The 19292-nt window shown below is 58.5% G+C and carries 13 protein-coding genes; 5 read left to right on the forward strand and 8 right to left on the reverse strand.

What is annotated here, in order from left to right; all coding sequences use genetic code 11:
* Positions 1-8 precede the first annotated feature (8 nt).
* Genes V5D86_RS02990 through V5D86_RS03000 form a run of 3 tightly spaced genes read right to left on the reverse strand, consistent with a single transcriptional unit; the run spans position 9 to position 3609 of the window.
* Positions 9-1688 (reverse strand): carbon starvation protein A, encoded by a 1680-nt coding sequence (locus tag V5D86_RS02990; RefSeq protein ID WP_414595214.1) that lies wholly within the window; start codon positions 1686-1688, stop codon positions 9-11.
* Entirely contained in the window at positions 1685-2236 is a 552-nt protein-coding gene (locus V5D86_RS02995; protein ID WP_414595215.1) for a hypothetical protein, read from the reverse strand. Before V5D86_RS02995 ends, V5D86_RS02990 begins: the two co-directional genes overlap by 4 nt.
* Complete coding sequence (locus V5D86_RS03000) at positions 2233-3609, reverse strand: MATE family efflux transporter (RefSeq protein WP_414595216.1); 1377 nt, start codon at positions 3607-3609, stop codon at positions 2233-2235. Before V5D86_RS03000 ends, V5D86_RS02995 begins: the two co-directional genes overlap by 4 nt.
* A 377-nt stretch (positions 3610-3986) precedes the next feature.
* Here V5D86_RS03000 and V5D86_RS03005 point away from each other — a divergent pair, with 377 nt between their 5' ends.
* Complete coding sequence (locus V5D86_RS03005; protein WP_414595217.1) at positions 3987-5183, forward strand: MFS transporter; 1197 nt, start codon at positions 3987-3989, stop codon at positions 5181-5183.
* A 253-nt stretch (positions 5184-5436) separates the two neighbouring features.
* Positions 5437-9861, forward strand: coding sequence for a hypothetical protein (locus V5D86_RS03010; RefSeq protein ID WP_414595218.1), 4425 nt, complete (start codon positions 5437-5439; stop codon positions 9859-9861).
* A 356-nt stretch (positions 9862-10217) separates the two neighbouring features.
* Here the strand turns inward: V5D86_RS03010 and V5D86_RS03015 are convergent, their stop codons facing one another.
* Positions 10218-10664: an ATP-binding protein gene (locus V5D86_RS03015; RefSeq protein ID WP_414595219.1), complete on the reverse strand. Its 447-nt coding sequence runs from the start codon at positions 10662-10664 to the stop codon at positions 10218-10220.
* A 91-nt stretch (positions 10665-10755) separates the two neighbouring features.
* Between V5D86_RS03015 and V5D86_RS03020 the strand changes: the two genes are divergently transcribed.
* The 3 genes from V5D86_RS03020 (at position 10756) to V5D86_RS03030 (ending at position 13520) form a co-directional block, all read left to right on the forward strand.
* On the forward strand, positions 10756-10932 hold the full coding sequence (locus V5D86_RS03020; protein ID WP_414595220.1) for a hypothetical protein: 177 nt from the start codon (positions 10756-10758) through the stop codon (positions 10930-10932).
* A 41-nt stretch (positions 10933-10973) separates the two neighbouring features.
* Positions 10974-11474 (forward strand): hypothetical protein, encoded by a 501-nt coding sequence (locus V5D86_RS03025; RefSeq protein WP_414595221.1) that lies wholly within the window; start codon positions 10974-10976, stop codon positions 11472-11474.
* Positions 11475-11549: 75 nt separating this feature from the next.
* Complete coding sequence (locus V5D86_RS03030; protein WP_414595222.1) at positions 11550-13520, forward strand: PP2C family protein-serine/threonine phosphatase; 1971 nt, start codon at positions 11550-11552, stop codon at positions 13518-13520.
* 26 nt (positions 13521-13546) lie between these two features.
* Here V5D86_RS03030 and V5D86_RS03035 read toward each other — a convergent pair whose 3' ends face one another.
* From V5D86_RS03035 to V5D86_RS03050, 4 genes are read right to left on the reverse strand one after another with little or no spacing between them, the layout of a single operon-like run.
* Positions 13547-15238 (reverse strand): GH3 auxin-responsive promoter family protein, encoded by a 1692-nt coding sequence (locus tag V5D86_RS03035; protein ID WP_414595355.1) that lies wholly within the window; start codon positions 15236-15238, stop codon positions 13547-13549.
* Between the two features lie 16 nt (positions 15239-15254).
* Positions 15255-15548 carry an STAS domain-containing protein gene (locus V5D86_RS03040; protein WP_414595223.1) on the reverse strand — a complete coding sequence of 98 codons (294 nt, stop codon included), beginning with the start codon at positions 15546-15548 and terminating at the stop codon, positions 15255-15257.
* A gap of 13 nt (positions 15549-15561) precedes the next feature.
* Complete coding sequence (locus tag V5D86_RS03045) at positions 15562-17328, reverse strand: ABC transporter ATP-binding protein (RefSeq protein WP_414595224.1); 1767 nt, start codon at positions 17326-17328, stop codon at positions 15562-15564.
* On the reverse strand, positions 17325-19049 hold the full coding sequence (locus V5D86_RS03050) for an ABC transporter ATP-binding protein (RefSeq protein ID WP_414595225.1): 1725 nt from the start codon (positions 19047-19049) through the stop codon (positions 17325-17327). The genes V5D86_RS03045 and V5D86_RS03050 overlap by 4 nt, the downstream gene beginning before the upstream one ends.
* Positions 19050-19292: the final 243 nt, after the last annotated feature.

Raw genomic sequence — 19292 nt, forward strand, 5'->3', positions numbered from 1 at the left:
AGGGGCCCTCACATCTGGGAGGAGCTTCCCCTGCGCTGTCCGAGGAGGGCGCTCACGCCCTCCTTCATCAGGACCAGTGCCAGGACGAACAGGATCGCCGCCAGCAGCATCTGTGTGAACGCCATGACGTCGAACCCTCCTAGGAGGACCGTCGCCTTGCTCCACACGGTCAGCACCAGCGACGTGAGGGTCGCAACGAGCATGAAAACCATCGGGATGTAGATCATCCTGTTGTTCCTCCCGATGTTGCCGAGCCATGCGCATATGGCCAGCAGGGCCAGCACGGCAAGGAGCTGGTTCGCGGCCCCGAAAAGGCCCCATATGTTCTGATACCCCACCATCGCCAGGGCCATACCCAGGAATACCGTGATGCAGGTCGCGCCGACGGGGCTGGTAAGCACTTTCTTCACGCCCACCGCGTCCTTGGGGGACTCGTCCGACCTGAGGAAGAACTCCTGGAACATGAAGCGGGCCAGACGGGTGGCCGTGTCCAGGGACGTCAATGCGAAGGCGGAGACCGCCAGTATGACCAGGCTGTACGTGACCGTCTCGTAGTTCTCCAGACCTACGGACGAGAGCATGCTCGAGATCCCCTGGGCGAACACCTGGGTCGGGGTACCGGAGGGCATCCCTCCGCTGTACAGCATGCCCACGCAGATCAGCGCTATGATCCCCAGGACGCACTCGATCAGCATCCCGCCGTAGGCGATGGGGAGCATGTGCCTCTCGTTGTCTATCTGCTTGGACGTCGTACCGGACGCGACCAGACTGTGGAACCCGGATATCGCGCCGCATGCGACCGTTATGAACAGTGCGGGGAACAGGTACCCTATGCTGGTCTCGAACGTCGTGAACCCTGGCAGCGAGAGGTTCGGGTTGGCCATGACGATGCCCGCGATGGCCGCGCCTATGACCCCGTACAGAAGGAACGAGCACAGATAGTCGCGGGGCTGCAGCAGGATCCACACCGGCACCACGGATGCCACGAGGATATAGAGTGCCAGCACCCAGATCCAGATCTCGCTGGGGATGTAGATGGGGAAGTTGATCCCCACCGCTACGCACACCGTGAGCATCAGCACCGCGAGCACGGCGCTTACGAGCGATGACATCCTGAACCTGTTCATCAGGAAGCCCAGGATGACGGCGGCCACTATGAACAGCATGGATATCGTGGCGGTGACCCCGTTCGTGAGTACCGTGGAACCGTCGTCCGCGAACCCGTCGAACGTGTCGGCGACGATGGATGCGAAGGCGGCTATGACCAGGATGAGCGTTAGATACGCGAAGATGATGAACAGCCTCTTCGCCCTGGTGCCCATGCTCTCGGAGATTATCTCGCCGATGGAGCGGGCCTTGGTGCGGACGGACGCGAACAGCGAGCCGAAGTCGTGGACCGCCCCGAAGAATATCCCTCCGATAAGGATCCACAGCGTGACGGGTATCCATCCGAACACCGCGGCCTGTATCGGCCCGTTGATGGGGCCGGCACCGGCGATCGACGAGAAGTGGTGTCCAAGGAGGATCGAGGGCTTGGCGGGGACGAAGTCCACGCCGTCGTATTCGGTGTGCGCCGGGGTCGGTCTCTGCGGATCGACGCCCCATTGTTTGGCGAGCCATCTTCCGTAGACGAGATATCCGCAGATCAGACACGCTATCGAGATCAGCAATAGCAAGGCACCATTCATCTTCTGCCACTGTCCATGATGCGACGGACGGTGGAGACGGCATCGCGCGCACGCCTGCCCGACAGGATCCTGTCCGAGCTCAAATCGACAGCCACGACGCGGTGATCCATCCATCCGTCCAACATCAACCTGAATGACTCGTGATGCGAATGATGTTTTATTCTTTTCGCCGCTGAATCGTCTATGGAATCGTAGACGAGGAGCGTCGTGACCGTGGAGCACCTGTGGTCGCGTCCGGGGACGATCCTGGACCTGCCGTCATCCAGGGAGAGCGAGAGCGCGGCATCGAGGCCGGCCTCGTCCAGGGACCCTCCGGAGAACAGGTACACGTACTCGTGGTCCTCCTCCGACCAGAGGTTGACCCTGCGGGTGAGCATGTACTGCTCGCCCCTGAAGTGGAACTCCATCCTGGCAACCAGGTCCCCCTCCGAAACATCCTCTATGTCGTAGTATGCGGAGTAGGATCCCAGCATCCTGTCCACGACGTCCCGACGCCTCTCCGGACACATCGTCCCGACCGATGCCGTACCCGTCTTATCTATTTTCACACGGCCCCGTCCGGACCGGCGGCCTTGGACCCCAGGTCCCTCTCCAGCACCACCCTCATCACGGCGAAGCACAGGACCCCGCTGACGATGTTGGATATGGGCTCCGCGACGAACACCCCGTCGACCCCCAGTCCGAACATGTGCGGGAGCGCCAGGGTCAGGGGTATCACAAGCACGACCTTCCTGAACAGGGTGAAGAACATGGTCTCCCTGGGACGGGCGAGACCGAAGAACGTGCATTGGCCGGCGAACTGGAGCCCCACCGTGAAGTATCCGAAGAAGAAGACCCCGAGCACGGACATCGCCGCCGCGTACATCCCCGGGTCGGATGTGAACAGGCCCACGAACGTACCGGGGAACAGCATGAGCACCGCGTACACGAGTATCGCGAACCCCAGTCCGAAGACGGTGATGGAGTTCACCGCCTGCCTCACGCGGTCCCACTCCCCCTTCCCGTAGTTGTACCCTATGACCGGGGCCGCGCCGGTCATCAGGCCCGTGAGGGGCGTCCCGAACAGCTCCCGTATGGAGTTCATGATCGTCAGGACCCCCACGTAGAGGTCCCCTCCGAACGCCAGGGCCGTCCTGTTGCAGACGGTCTGCACCATGCTGGTGGTGACCATCACCATGAACCCCGACGCACCGAGCGCGCATATCCTGAGGATGCGCGCCCTCTCCAGGGCCATGTGCCCGCGGATCAGCCTCACCTCCGCCCTCCTGAGGACGAACCAGAGGACCAGGGATGCGGACACCGCCTGAGATACGACCGTCCCTGCCGCCGCGCCGACGACCCCGAGGCCCATACCATAGATCAGGACCGGGTCGAGGACCAGGTTCAGGACCGCGCCCGCGGCGACGAACCTCATGGCCGCCACCGTGTACCCCTGGGCGCTGATGAATGAGTTGAGCGTGAGGGACACCAGGACGAACGTGCTACCCAGGACGTACACGGAGAGGTAGTCCGACGCGTATGGCAGGGTGTCGGGGCTGGCCCCGAACATCGTCAGCATCGGTCCGGAGAAAAGCAGGCACACGACGGTCAGGGCGACCCCGGTCAGGACCGCCAGGGACGTGGACGTGCCCATGATCCGGGACGCCTCGTCCGTGTTGCCGGAGCCCTTCTCCAATGCGAACAGCGGGGACCCTCCCGAGGAGCCGTAGAGCATCGCGAAGGAGGAGATCAGGGATATCACCGGCAGGCAGACCCCTATGCCGGTCATCGCCAGCGCGCCGGACCCGGGCATGTGGCCGATGAATATGCGGTCCACTATGCTGTAGAGCAGGTTCACCAGCTGGGCCACCATGAGGGGCGCCACCACCGCCAGCACCGTCCGGGGTATGCTCCCGTTTAGGAAATCGACCTGCCTCGCCACGGTGCACAATGGACGATGACGTAGTTCTAACTGCCGTTGCGCCGTCCGTCCGTCGGGCAGGGGAGGACGATGTCCGTTCAAGACCGACAGAAGGATGTCCATTGCCCGCAGGTACAAAGGGCCACCCAACGGCAACCGACGCTGCGGGTCTTATCTGGATGGCCGTGACAGCCCCTGGACATATTTAGACATTCGGCATGGTGTTTCGGACATCATTGATATACCGGGGAGACCAGGGGCGGCCGACGGGGGGATCGTCGTGCGGACAGTAGGGCCCTGCATCGAAATACGGAGTAAGCAGCGGCGTCATCGATGTTAACAGAACTTGAATCGTGACAAACCTTTATGCTGTGTCCCGTAAGAACGTTACAGCCATCATGTCGTTCACAGACACCAAAGGCAGAACATTCGACCCGTCGGGGATGACGAAGCTGGCCCTCCTGATGGCATCCATGATGGTGCTCATGGGGTCGGCGGCGGTGTCGCCGTCCCTCCACGGCATCGAGGTGGAGCTGGGCGCGAGCAAGTTCCTCGTGTCCATGATCGTATCCCTCCCGTCCCTGACGGTCGCCATACTCGGGTTCCCAATGGGATACCTGGCGGACAGGGCGGGCCTGGCAAGGACCCTGATCGCATCGCTGGCGGTGTTCATAGCGGCCGGCGTGGCGGGATACTTCTGCACGGACATCTACACGCTCCTGGCGACGAGGGTGTTCCTCGGAGTCGGCATAGCGGGGATATCGACGGCGGCCACCGGCCTGATGGGAGTGTACTACGACGGGGACGAGAGGCGCAGGGTCATGGCCGTCCAGTCCGCGTTCATGGGGTTCGGGGGCGTCGTGCTCGAGGCGATCGGCGGGGTGATGGCCGACGTCGCGTGGAACACCCCGTTCCTGATCTACCTCATAGCGCTGCCGATACTCCTGATGGGGCTGGTCGCGGTGAGGGACGTCACGTTCCCGGACAGGACGCAGGGCGCTCCGCAGAGGTTCGCGGAGGGTTCGAGGCCGCACATGGCCGTCATGTACGCGTCGATATTCATGCTGATGTTCGTGATGTTCATCGTCACGGTGAACCTGTCCGACATGCTGACGGCCATGGGGCAGAGCATGACCGTGTGCGGGCTGATCCTGGCGCTCATGGGACTGACGCAGACGGTCACGTCGATGGTGTACTCGAGGATGCACCGCATCCCCAGGTACCCCGTGGTGCTGTTCGCCGCGTTCGTCCTGCAGGCGGTCGCGATGGTGCTGTTCGCCGTGGATGACATAGCGGTCCTGAGCGTGGGCGTGGGGATACTCGGGGTCGGCCTGGGGATAGGGATGCCGACGATAACCAACGGCCTGGCCATGATGTCCCCCGCGTCCGCCCAGGGTAGGACCATGGGGGTGTACGCGTGCCTGATGAACCTGGGGACCTCGCTGTCTGCGGTAATAATGGGCCCGATCATAGCGATGCTCGGGTACGGGCCCGCGTTCCATGTGGCCGGGGCGGCGGTCGCCGTGTTCGGAATAGCTGTCCTCGTGGCCGGGAGGCTGTTGGGAAACGCGGAGGGGCCCGTGACGGCGGAATGATGTGATACGAGGGTGTGAAACAGGCCGTTTTCCTAACACTCCGTTGGAATCTGTGCCGACATCTGATATATCCGAGGGCGTGAATCGGTCACATAGGCGCAGGGACCCCATATCTGGAGAGAGACGGGGACTCAGGCGCCTGTACCGGAGATTCAAACCTTCGGAGGAAATCACATGAAAACGAATAAAATGGAAGTCACGGGGGGGGGGGCAGTGCAAGCTCAAACTCCTCGCGGCTGTCGCCGTCCTCGCAATGGTGTTCTGCGCATTCTGCGCAGTGACGCCTGTTTCTGAGGGCGTTGAGAGTTCCGAAACGGCGGAGAAACACGTCTCCACCGTGAGTGAACTGAAGAATGTGCTGAGTTCCAGCTACACTGGTAACGAGACCACCATCGTTCTCGATTCGGACCTCACGGGTGTTGATGAGAGCATTCCTGTGGACAACACCAAGATCAAAGTGATTAATGGTAACAATCATAAAATCACTGCAATCGAAGGTACCACATTCACAGGCGACTACAAAGAAAATGCACAGGGTGCGATCAATGTCATAAACGTGAGATTGGCCTCCACATTGGAGATCAAGAACCTTGACATTGACTGTGGAACCAAAGCATACGGCGGAGTGAACGTAGCCAGCAAAGATGCTACAGTAACTCTGACCAACATAGACGTATCCAATTACCATGGAAGTGCGTTCACACTTGGATACTGCACCGTATCCATGTCCGGCTGTTCCACCGATGATTCTGGGAACGCTGGAATCAACTACGACAATGGGGTGAAACTGACCATCGACACCATGACTGGAATTAACGGAGCGTATGCCGATAGTTCCACGATCCACGATGCTGCGACAGTGAACGTCCAAGACGGAAACTATGCGGTCGGAACTGGAAATTCGATTGCATTGATCCTAAGTGGCGATAACGCTTGGAAGATGATTCCCCAGGACGCCACGACCAAAGCTCCGTCTACACCTACGTTTACTAACCTTGCACTCAACGGAAAGACCACGATCTATGGTAACGTACCGAGTACACTGACAATTGAGATTGCCAACAATTCCACAGCGACCATTCCCGAGGACAAGGCCCTGAATACTGCCAGTGCCATTCAGATGGAGGGAGAGAAATCAGTCCTTAAAGTCCTCGGAGGGCTCTCTAAAGATGAAAACCTTACTGGTAGCGCGGTCGTCGGTGACAGTAATGCCCCCGTCGGAACCGTCCAGTTCGGACCTGATTCGAAATACGACTCCAAGGTCGTAGACGGAGTCAAGATCGAGGTCGATCCTTCTGCGATGGAGGACGCGTACCTTGGAGGAGTCATCAACAAGACCGAGACTGGGAAGGACCTCTTCTTCGGAAAGGATCAGATTGTCAACGTCACTGACAGCCTCGTAATCAGGAATGGTGCGATTGTCAGGATTGAGGGACAGCTTGTTGTCCCCGAAGGGATGTCCATCACCATCGAGTCCGGCGGAAAGCTCATCCTTGAGGGAGGGTTCGCCAGCGCCGAGATCGACGGATCCGTCGTGATCGAAGACGGAATCGAAGCCACCGGAAATGCTGCGGCAATTCCTGCCGGAGAGTTCAGGATAAACGGAGCGAGCGCCATCGCAACCATCAACGGAGACGTCCAGATCGACGGAGAACTCAACGTTTACAGCGGTAAAGTCATCTTCAACGCCAATGCGGCCGTAGCGGAGAGCGGAGTCGTGACCCTTGGAGCAAATGATGGAACAAGTGGAATCATATCCGTTTCCGAAGACTCCGTGCTCACTGTGAATGGGGCCATTAAGAGAACGAATACGGATCAGAAGAAAGATGTGATAGAGAACAGCGGGTCCGTAGTTTACGATTCCGAAGTTCCTGCACCCACCTTCGTCATAGTTAACACAATGAAATCTGGAGCGATTGTCGACATCCAGAACTTTACCATCGGAAAGTCCGAGAAGAATTTCGTCGTTAACATCGACAAGAATCTCAAGATCAAGGACCTTGAGAACGAGATGGTCCAGAAAGTGACTGTGTCCGTTACCAAGAAGATCGGCGGAACGGATACCAACACATACAGCACCGGCGGTATAACCATCGTTGCCACCGCGAAGGTCGTGAAGACCGGTCAGACCGAGAAGATCGAGACGACCGTGGACGTCTCTGGGATCATCAAGAGCTCTGACACCGTCGAGACGTCTTCCAACGACAAGGACAACGTCACGAGCGGGAACATCGCACTCGATGGAGCGAACTTTACCGTCTCTTCCGAACTCACCCTCGGAAAGAAGGATGCCCTCAAGATGACCGCGGGAACCAATCTGACCGTCACCGGGAAGATCGATGCCCTCGCAGGAACGTTCACCTCCGAGAACACAAATAGCAGCAGTCTCGATTCCCTGAAGGGAGTCAGCCTGAAGGATGCCGGAAGCATCGTTGCCTCCAAGGCGATCAAGACTTCCAACGGTGGTTCCGCGATCGTCAACGGCGCGCTGTACATGACCGTTGATTCGAACAAGGACGATGTGTACAACTACGTCACCACAGATGCAGCACTCGACGTCCTGAATGCTAACGCTGATGTGAAGAAGGTCGAGGTGCTGGGAGCTCAGGAGCTCACCGCCTCCAATGATGTCCCTGCCGACAAGACCCTCGATGTGAAGGGGAAGCTGAACATCGGATGCGCGAAGGACCACAACGGAGTCAAACTGACCATTGATGCCACCGGGAAGCTCAACGGCGGATCCAACATCACTGTCGTGGACGGAACCGTCTACGCGAACAACAAGACCAAGGTGAGCGGAGAGATCGTGAGCGACGTCAAATCCTATGAGATCAAGGATGGAAAGGTCGTCAAGAACGGATGGGCCAAGTGGACCACCCTTGCGATCGCACTCTCAGAGGCAAACCCCGGAGAGACCATCGAGGTCTCCAAGGACGGAGCCCTGACCATAGGCAGCAACCTTACGATTCCCGCCGAGGTCACTGTGAAGGTCGTCGATGCTGACACTACGGAGATCGTCGTGAACGATGGGATCACCCTAACCGTGGACGGAGTCCTCCTGACGGACAAAGAGGTCAGAGCAGAGACCACCTTTGCCAAGGATGCCATCAACCGTGGAACGGATAACGAAGAGAACACTAGCGTGATCGTCGTCAACGGAATCGTCAAGGCGAAGATCGATGCAAAATACGATGCCGAAGGAAAACAGCTCCTGTCCCAGGGAGTTCCCGTGTCCGGAGCGTACTATAAGGATATCGACGGATACTATGTCATATCCCCGCTGTCCGTCGCTCTCGCCAACATCGCAGACATCAATGGCGACATCACCCTGAATGGGACCGTCAATGCCGGAGACATTGTGTTCGATGCGACCGACGACTGCGACATCCTGGTCGTCGACGGGAAGCTCGTGGCATCCTCCGTTACACTTGTCGGTTCCAAGCTCAACATCAACGGTCAGCTCGACGGATCCGTCACAGTCGGGGACGTCACCATCACCGCGAAGAACGTCAAGGACCTCTATGTCGAGGACAAGGATGGAAAGCTCACCTTTGATTCTAACAAGCAGTTCGCCAAGGCAGACGCAAAGATCAAGGGTGCGACGGTCACCCTGTCTGCCGGAACCTTCACTGGAACCACCAGACTTAGCACTGAGACCGTCGACTTCATCGTCGCTTCCGGAGCCACGCTCGCATCCGATGGAGCACAGTTCAACACCCTCGTCATCGAGGGAACTGTCACCGTCGCTTCCGGAAAGATCCTCAACGCTGCCAACGTGAAGATCATGGATGGCGGAGTGGTCTCCGTCGCAGCCCCCACCAGCACCTCCGCACCTGGAAACTTCCTCGTTTCCGAAAAGATCTATGTCGGAGAGGCCACGATGAAGACCGAGAAGGACAACACTGGAGCATCTGCGACCGTCAATGGTCCTGTCAGTGGAGCTCAGATCTTCGTTTCGAACGGAGCTGTGCTCGATGACGCTACTAAGAAGGGCATCGAGGGCTACGAGTCCACCGAGTTCTACGTCGGAGACGACCTCTGGATGACTGTGTACGACAAGACTGCTGACACATACGAGATTGACGAGGTCACCTCCGCTAGCTTCGACATCCCCGTCGAGAATGGAAAGATCGATACTGACAAGCCCTGGACCTCTGACGAGAAGGAGAACTTCACCTACATCGGAGATGTTGCAAAGGTCTCCGCCAACGTGAAGTACGACATCTACACCATCGCCGTCCTCGCCAACGAGGGAATCAATGACGTCTCCATCGACGGCAACCTCATGCAGTACATCTCCATCCTTGGAATGTATGTCAGCAACGTCAACCTCACCGCAGGAACCCACACCATCGAGTACACGCTCGCCAACGGATTCAGCGGAGAGGCGAAGCTGGCCATCAGCGGAGCAGTTGCAGAGGGTGCGACCTGCACCACGTCCGGAATGAGCTTCACCATCTCCGGAGTGCCCGAGGACTCACCTTCTGACAACCCGATGATGCTCAATGCCACTGTGACATTCCAGCTCACCGGTATCGAGAAGTCCGGATTCGTCCCCGCCTCTCCTGACGCACCCGCAGAGTCCGGCATGGGAATCACCGACTACCTGCTGATCATCCTCGTCGTCCTCATCGTCGTCATGGCCATCATCGTCGCCATGAGGCTCATGAGGAGCTGATCGGAACCTGATGATTGAGCGGAAGCTATCGACCAATCACCTGAAGAGCAAACACAGGGTCCGAAAGGACCCGGACTCACAGAACACGCGACGAACCTGAAGAGCAAACGGGTCTCGGAGCGGGACCTCCTGGATGGGAGGTCCCGGACCCATTAGAGTTCACAGGACACGGGAGACCGTACGGAGAACGGCCTCCAATTCAAAGATCACGCTCAGTGGATCACAAGCCTCAGAGATGACGCTAAACCGGGACATCTGGTGAAATGGATGTGTATTCCTCCGTGTCCCTCCTTACGCCGGGGCTCTCCCCCCGGCGGTACCTTCTGACACGGGATACGGTCCTCGGAGAAGACGGGTCACATGACCTTCTCGATGGTCAGCACGTTCCTCCCGTCCGTACGGGAGTACTCGATGCTGTCGACGTTCCTCTTCACCAGGAATATCCCCAGTCCCCCGATGGGACGGTCCTCCATCGGCATGGTGGTATCGGGATCGGGCCTCCGGAGCGGGTCGAACGGAACCCCCCTATCCATGAAACGGACCCTCAGACGCATCCCCTCGTCCAACTCGCAGGCGACGGAGACCTCCCCCTCGCCGGGATGGTACGCGTACTTGGATATGTTGGCGAAGACCTCCTCCACGGCCAGCTCCAGCTGTGCGACGGACCTCCCGGACACCTCATGACCGTCCAGATGGCCCATGATGAAATCGAGGACCCCATACAGGTTCCCCGCATCGGATGATACCGTGATCTCGTCCGTTCGACACACCCCCGACATCGGAAAACGAGGATGGAATCCCATGGTCCGTATTTATAACGGCGACACCGAGGGGACGATTGTCCTCTGACAATGTTTATAAGGAGGGACAATATACACGGTACGAGGTGAGAGCATGGCAACGCAATCGTTCTATCAGGACATCGTGCTGAAGACTCAGGAGGAAGTGGACAGGTTGATCGAAGCTTTCGACGAGGCGGACCGTCGCGGGCCCATAGACACGTCCAATGCCGTCCTCCCCATCAGGGATCCCGAAGAAGCGGTCAAACTGCTTCGCACGGTGAAACTATGAAATCATATCGGACCGCGGCTCTCGGAACACTGATTGATTCCATGGACGAATCGGAACTCCAAACCTATCTCAGATCATTCGTCTGCTCCCGTGATCTCGATAGAGAGGATTTTCTTCACAACAAAGCAATCATCTTCGAAAAGAAAAGTATGGCCAGAACATACTTAGCCATAATGGAAGGGAGAATTGCAGGGTACTATACACTCTCGATCAGATGCCTGCGTGTTCCTGACGATCAGAACGTGGCCAAGTCGCTGAGCAAGAAGATGAACATCGACCCGGACAACAATGTCGCTCAGAGCTATCTCCTCGGTCAGCTAGGAAGAGCCGATTACTCGTACAAGGGGATGGGGGCAGACCTACTGGAGGACGCGGTCGAACTCATCAAACAAGCCAACGGAATCGTAGGGTGCCGCGTGATAAGAGTAGACTGCCCAGACGAACTCATCCCATACTACGAACAACACGATTTCAAGTACCTGTGCATCACGGACCCGACCGAGGACAAACCACCGATCAATCAGATGGTACAGATCATCTGACCGTTCCCATATAAATCGGACCACACAGTCTCAGAAATGTTTTATCCGGAAAATACGGATGCCAAGACCGTTCAAATGGACTGCGGACTGACGAGATTCAAAGGTGCGTTCTCGATAGAGGACGTGAGGGCCCTGGTGCTGTCCATCCTCATCACATCGGTGGTCGCGGTCATAGACCACAGCCTGCCCATAGACCTCATGCCCGACGTGGCCGTCTGTTCCGCAGTCGGCCTGCTCCTCGGACCGTTCGGGTCCCTGGGGGCGACGATCGTCAACTTCGCGATCAACATGTCCAACGGGATCCCCCTGGGACCGTCGATGATGGACCTGGTGACCGTGTTCATGGTGTCGTACATCCCGTACAGGATCTGGTACAGCACGCTCAACCACAGGGGATGCGAGCGCCCACTCCTGAACTCCGCGTACAACGTGTACAAGTTCCTCCTGGTATTGGCGATATCCAGCCTGGCCTACAACGCGGCATACATACTGCTCTACGGCCTGATCTTCGACTCGTTCCAGTTCACGTTCGACGACGTCGTGATCCTGATCAATGTCGTGGCGTTCGCACCGCTCATCGGGTTCGTCCTGGTCATGATCATGAGATACTTCCGCATACCTCTGGGCTCACCGCATGCGGGAGGTACCCCGCAGGACGACATCAGACGCAGGGTGCATCCCGCTCTGTTCGACCTTGCCCTCCTGGGAGGGCTCACAATACCGGTCGTCGCCCTCCTGGCATTCCCTTACACCAACCACGTCCCCCTTGTCGTGGCATTCTCGAACGCGCTGCTCCTGCTGTTCCTCCTGAAGCCGATGGACCCCGTCGCCGACCGCTGCGGGGATGGACATCCGAAAGAGAGGGGCAGGTTCATCGGCAATCTGACGGATCGCATCATCCTGATGTTCCTGATATCCGCGCTGGCGATCGGACTCACCGTCGCCATGCTGACGTATGCCGGAGTGCTCACCGATTTCACCGGCCACGGGAACGTCACCATGATCCCGTTCTACGTCGGAGCGTCGCTCATCGCATTCACCGTCCCCATGCTCGTCGTACTCTGGTATGTGGAGCGCACCGTGTCCGAGCCGCTCGCCCGCATCTCCGGCGCCGCGAGGCACTTCATCTCCAGCGAGGACATGTCCGCCAACACGGGGTCCGTGATGGAGACCTACAGGGAATACCTCTCGGAGGATTCCGAGATCGGGGACCTGGCCGTGTCCCTGTCGAAGATGACGAGTGACATCGAGACCTACGTCGAGGATGTCAGGGACCTAAGCGTCAGACAGGAGAGGCTGGTCACCGAACTGAACATCGCTGGAGCGATCCAGGAGTCGTTCATCCCGAAGGACTTCGACTCCGTGAAGAGTGCCGGTGTGGACGTATACGGCTCCATGTCCGCCGCGAAGTTCATCGGAGGGGACCTCTACGACTTCTTCATGATCGACGACCGCCATCTCGCATTCGCTATAGGAGACGTGTCGGGGAAGGGGGTCCCGGCGGCCCTGGTCATGGCGGTGACCAAGTCCCTGCTGGAAGGGCATGCGACACCCGGGTCCGAACCGGGAGAGATCCTCGGGGCCGTGAACTACGGAGTGTCCAAGGACAACGAAAGATGCATGTTCACCACCGCATGGATGGGCATCCTGGATGTCGGAACCGGGGAGGTCCGCTTCGCCAACGCGGGACACAGCCCCCCGGTCATCAAGCGCAGGGGCGAGGCTGCGGCCCTCCTGAAGACCAGGCCCGGACTCGTTCTGGGCGCGATGGGGGACATCACGTACAAGAGCTACGGTGAAACGCTGCTCCCCGGAGACATGATCCTGCTGTACACCGACGGCGTGACGGAGGCCAACGACGATTACAAGGAGTTCTACGGCGAGGAGAGGCTCCTCGGAAAGGTCGACGAGATGCAGGACAGGCCCGTGGACGAGATCGTGGAGGCCATAAGGTCGGATGTCCTGGACCACATGGGCGGGTCGGAGCAGTTCGACGACATAACCATGCTGCTCCTGAGGTACAGGGGAGCACCCAGGAACCCGTGATGCCCCCCCCCCTAAATCGGTTTCTCTCAGCTCTGGTCCTCGTCCAGGAGGACCATGAAGAAGCGTTTCTGTATGTCGTTCGATATTATCCTGGGCGGCTTCAGCTGCGCGGACGAGGCCCCCTTGGAGATCATCAGGTCCCTGTACAGGAGGTATGTCTCGGGCTGGACGAACTCCAGGCCCGGACGGTCCAGCATGCCCTTCGCGACCTTGTCCCCGTATGACGGGTTCCTCTCACAGAGGTCGCGGTCGAGGGCCGCGGCTATGTCCTCGCGGGACAGCGTCTTCGGTCTCACGGCCTCCATCAGGAACATGTAACGCATAGGCTCATGGTCCGGATCGCTCAGGACGGAGAAGTCCGTGACCGTGAATCCCAGGTCCCTCTCGACCCTATCGACCGCATTCCTGAGGGCCAGCTCCGTCGTCTTCTCCCCGAGCATGCTGATGGTCTGGTCTATCCTGTACTGGAACTGTATGGTCGGGGTGTTGTTGTGCATGCCCATGATCTTCACGGCATCCCTGATGCGATAACGGTAGAATCCGGACAGGTTGGTTATGATGATCTCATACGTCTTCCCGACCTCCACCCCATCCATGGCCACGATGTCGTTCGGATCGTCCGAGTCTATCGGCAGGAACTCGTAGAACATGCTGTCCGGAAGCAGGACGGTGTCCGGGTCGTCGAGGGCTATGGGCAGGGACAGCAACCCTTCGGAAGCGTTCAGACCGACGTAGCACAACCTGACGTTCGGACCGGCATAGCGGTCCGTGAGCTTCTTGTAATAGGAGGCGAAGCCTCCTGTGGCGACCCCGCAGAACAGTGCGATGCGCGGCCATATCCTCGGCATGACCGGCTCGTCGAACCCCTGCTCGAAGATCGCCCTGAGCTCCGCGGCCCTCTCGGGCATAGGCACTATCTTGGACAGGACGCTGCTCCTGACATCGGCGGGCATCTTCACGCTCTCGTCTATCGTCCCGTCACGGATGTCCTCGACCAGCATCTCCCAGTCCCTCTCGATGTACTGCATCAGCTCCAGAAGTATGCTGGAGAAGCTGAACGACACATAGGTGACATCCCTGTTCATCAGGGCGAACCTGGCATGGAGGTAACGTGTGTTGGTCTTCGGATCGGGCACCAGAGCCTCCTCGGGGGAGGTCATGAGCTGTGACAGGACCTCTCCCATCTCCCTGATCACCTTGGCCGATATCGCACCGTACGTCGCACCGCTCTTCAGATACGTCATCTGCGACTCGATGAGGTTGAGGGTGGGCGCGTCCACCCAATCGAATCCCATGTTGTCGCACGTCATGGCGGTGCGGCATTGGATGTTGTACCTGTTCATGATCCCCATCGCCCGGTCGGATACGGGGATCCTCTTCGGATTCCCCATGGTCCCGGAGGTCTTCGCATAGTGGATGACGTTGTAGGATGTGATGAGGTCCCTCTCACCATCCTCTGTCATCCTGTAGATGTATCCGGCATAGTCGTCGTAGGTGGTGATCGGGACGCGTCTCCTGAACTCCTCCACGGACCTTACGTCGGCGAACCCGTGCTCCCTCCCGTACTCGGTGTCCTTGTTGTCATCGAGCAATTTCAGAAGGAACTCGGTATTGTACCTCATAGGGTCCTTGGTCATCTCCTCCAACTCGGAGAGGATGGGCTTCCCCTGAGCGTAGCACCCCATGTTCATCTTCCCGGGAAGGGACAGCTTTTCCATGTCCAAGGGGCACACCTCACTCTATATCCATGACGTCGGTGAACCCTGTGGCCTCGAAGACCTCCATCACCGTGTCACGGACGTTTATGATCCTCATGCCACCCTGTTTGGACATCACCTTGTGGGTCGACAGTATCACCCTGAGCCCTGCGCTGGATATGTACTCCAGCTCGGACATGTCGAATGTCAGGCTGTCCATGCCCGCCATGTTCCTGATCCTGGCATCCAGCTCCGGGGCGGTGTTGGTGTCAAGCCTCCCCGTAAGCTTCAACGTCAGGTCCCTTCCATTCATATTCTCGATTATATCCACTTCAAACACCTCTTCAGGAGGACATACTGCGATACATGTCGGCGTACTCGCCGTCCAGTGCCATGAGCTCGTCGTGCGAACCGACCTCGCGTATGCTCCCGCCCTTCATGAAAATGATTTTGTCCGCGTTCCTTATGGTGAACAGCCTGTGTGCGATGATGAAGGTCGTCTTGCCCTCCATCATGTCCTCCATCGCCTTTGTGACCAGGGCCTCGGTCCTGGTGTCCATGTTGGAGGTCGCCTCGTCCAGTATCAGGATCCTCGGGTCCGACAGGACGGTCCTTGCCAGGACCAGCAGCTGCTTCTCCCCGACGGATATCCCCGAGTTCTCCTCGCTTATCCTCGTATCGTACCCGTCGGGCAAAGTCTCTATGAACGACTCGCACCCGACCGCACGGGCGGCCGCCTTTATCTCGTCCATGGTCGCCCCCTCCTTCCCGTAGCCTATGTTCTCGGCGACGGAACCGCCGAACACCCAGGACTCCTGGAGCACCATGCCGAACGCCTTCCTGAGGTCGTTCCTGTTGATGTCCTTGGTATCCATCCCGTCGAGCGTGATGCTTCCGCCCTGGATCTCGTAGAACCTCATGAGCAGGTTTATGACCGTGGTCTTGCCGGCGCCGGACGGGCCCACTATGGCAGTGACCGTCCCGGGTTCGGCGGTGAACGAGACGCCGTCGAAGAGGGTCCTGTCCGGGGTGTATCCGAAGACCACATCGTCGAACCTCACCTCGCCGCGTATGGACGCGGGATCAATGGAGCCCTTCCCGGACTCGTCAGGCTCCTCCTCGGTGTCCAGGATGTCGAACAGCCTCTCCATGGCGGAGAATCCAAGCTGGATCTGCCCGAGCGAGGTCGCGGTGGATATGAGCGGTCCGCTCAGCATCTGGCCGTACATCAGGTATGCCAGGAACCCCCCTATGGTCAGGTCGCCCTGCATGATCAGGTAGGCCCCGAAGACCGCGGTGCAGATGTAGCCTATGTTGTTTATGATCGTGCTCAGGGGGTTTATCAACCCGGACAGGAACCTGGCCTTCACATACGACCTGTGGGAGCGCATGTTGATCTCGCTGAAGGAATCCTTCGAGAGCCCCTCCATGTTGTAGGACCTCACCAGCGAATGGTTGGAGATCACGTCTCCCATGTACCCGTTCAGCTCCCCGACGGTCTCCTGCTGCACCTTGAAGTTCCTGCGGGTCCTCTTGGCGATGGCCTTGGTGAGCAGGAACGCCACGGGCATCAGTGCGAGGTAGACGAGCGCGAGCATCGGGTTGATCACGACCATCATCAGCAGCACGAAGACCAGAACGATCACGTTGCTGATCAGGGTGGCCAGGTCCGTCTCGACCAGGGACTCCATGGCGGTCATGTCGTTGGTGAGGCATGCGGTGACGTCACCGTGGGGATGGACGTCCATGTAGTTGATCGGAAGGTTGTGGAGCTTCCTGTGAAGCGAACGGCGGAAGTTGTACGTCACATCCCTGGAGACCTTCAGCATGCACCTCCCGGACACTATGCTGAACCCGTGTCCCGCGACGTACAGCCCGGCTATCAGCACCAGGGCCATTGCGACATGAGACAGGTCGATCGGAATCCCGTCGGACATGCATGCACTGAGATAGTCCAGCACATCCCCCGCCTTCATGGGAGCGAAGGTGAGCGCGAAGCTCCCGATGACCATGACGGCCACGGACAGCCATACCAGCTTCCTGTTCTTCCCCATGTATGCGAACAGCCTTCCGAGGAGGTGCATGGACGACTGTTGACTCTGTGCCTTCACTCCATCCCCTCCTTCGACACGTATGACTGTATGGCATGGAACTCCTGATAGAGCCCGCACTCCCGCATGAGGGACTCATGCGTCCCCTGTGCGACTATCCTGCCCTTGTCCATGACTATGATGTTGTCCGCATCGCGGATCGTGCTGATCTTCTGGGCGACCATCAGGACGGTCTTCCCCTTCAGATGCTCCTTGATGTTCCTCCTGGCCGCGGCCTCGGTCTTGGCGTCCAACGCGGAGAAGCAGTCGTCGAACACATAGACGTCTGCATCCTTCGCCACGGCCCTCGCCAACGACAGCCTCTGCCTCTGTCCCCCGGAGACGTTCATCCCTCCCTGGGCCATGACCGTGTCCAGACCGTCGGGCATCCCGTCCAGGGCCTCCGAGAATAGCGACAGCCTGCACGCCTCGTACGCATCCTCGCGTGATATGCCGGACCCCATGGACACGTTTGCGTACACGGTGTCGTTGAGGACCATCGTCCTCTGGCTCGCGACGGACACCGAATCCCTCAGTGCGACGAGATCCATCCGGCGGACATCGACCCCTCCGATCAGGACGCTTCCCGTCGTAGGGTCGCACATGCGATTGACCATGTTCACTATCGTAGTCTTGCCGGAACCCGTGGAGCCTATCAGCGCCGTGGTCGTCCCGGCCTTCACCTTGAAGCTTATCCCGGACACGACGCTCTTGGCACCTGGATATCCGAAGGACACGTCCCTGAACTCTATGTCGCTGCCCGAGGCCACCTGGACATCGTCGGCCGTATCCATGGACGGCTCGGTGCCGAGGACCTCCTCCAGCCTCTCCGATGCCACGATGGTCTTCGGTATGACCCTCACGATGAAAGGCACGATTGCCAGACAGCTGATGAAGTAGGTTATGTATTGGAAGAACAGGATGAGGTCGGAGATCTCCACGATGCCCGACTGCAGCTCCATGGATCCCAGATAATATATCACGAGTATGCACAGGTTCATCGCCAGGAGACCCACGGGCGTGAGGTAGTAGAGCTTCAGCGATGCACGGTACGACGCCTCGTTTAGGTCGTCGTTCATGTCATCGAACCTGCGCATCTCGTGGGACTGCCTTCCGAAGGCGCGGATGGTACGGACCCCGTCCAGCTTCTCCCTGAACAGGTCGTTCAGGACATCCAGCTTCTGCTGGACCTTCATGAACATCGGCAATGTCCTGAAGCTCTTCACGAAGAGGAACGCCATCGTTATCGCGAATGCCACGACCAGGACCGCACACAGGGTCGGGTTTATGAACGCCGCCGCCAGGGTCAGGGCGATTATCAGTACCGGGACCTGCATGGCATCGCGGAGTATGTCGATGAAGAAGATCTGGACGCGCGTGGTGTCGGATGTCACGCGGGTCATCAGGCTGGCTCCGCCGAAACGATTGAAATCGGACTGCGAGAAGGACAGGATCTTGGAGAAGACGTCCTTGCGTATGTCGCAGGTGATGGTCGACGTCAGGCGGGATGCCAGGTACGACACCGCCACCATGCAAAGACCGTACAGGACGGTCAGGGCGATCATCCTGATGCCGGAGGACACCACGAAATCCATGTCGGAGGTCGCGACACCGTCGTCCAGAATGCTCTTGGTGTGGGCCATGACCTGCAGCTGTACGAAGACCTGCAGCAATGTGAGAGCCAGAAGAAGGAGGACCTCCTTCCAATGGGGTTTCAGATAGTCATTCAACAAAGCCTTCATCGATACGTTCCACCCGATCTTCGACATTACGAACAGGGGCCCGGCGAGGTTCTCTCGGATTCCACGGATCTTCACCGGACCCATCCTACGCATGTTATGAGAGATGATGTCTTAAAATGATTCACCTTGTCTGCACATGGACATCTGGATCCATCGACGGATGTACACAGAATATTCAGATGACCTGGGAATTACTAGGCGACTTTGCATTCTGTGGAGAATGGAGGGGCGATGCCCCATTAT

Source organism: Candidatus Methanoprimaticola sp. MG2 (assembly GCF_047501175.1).
In the GTDB taxonomy this organism is placed as follows: domain Archaea; phylum Thermoplasmatota; class Thermoplasmata; order Methanomassiliicoccales; family Methanomethylophilaceae; genus Methanoprimaticola.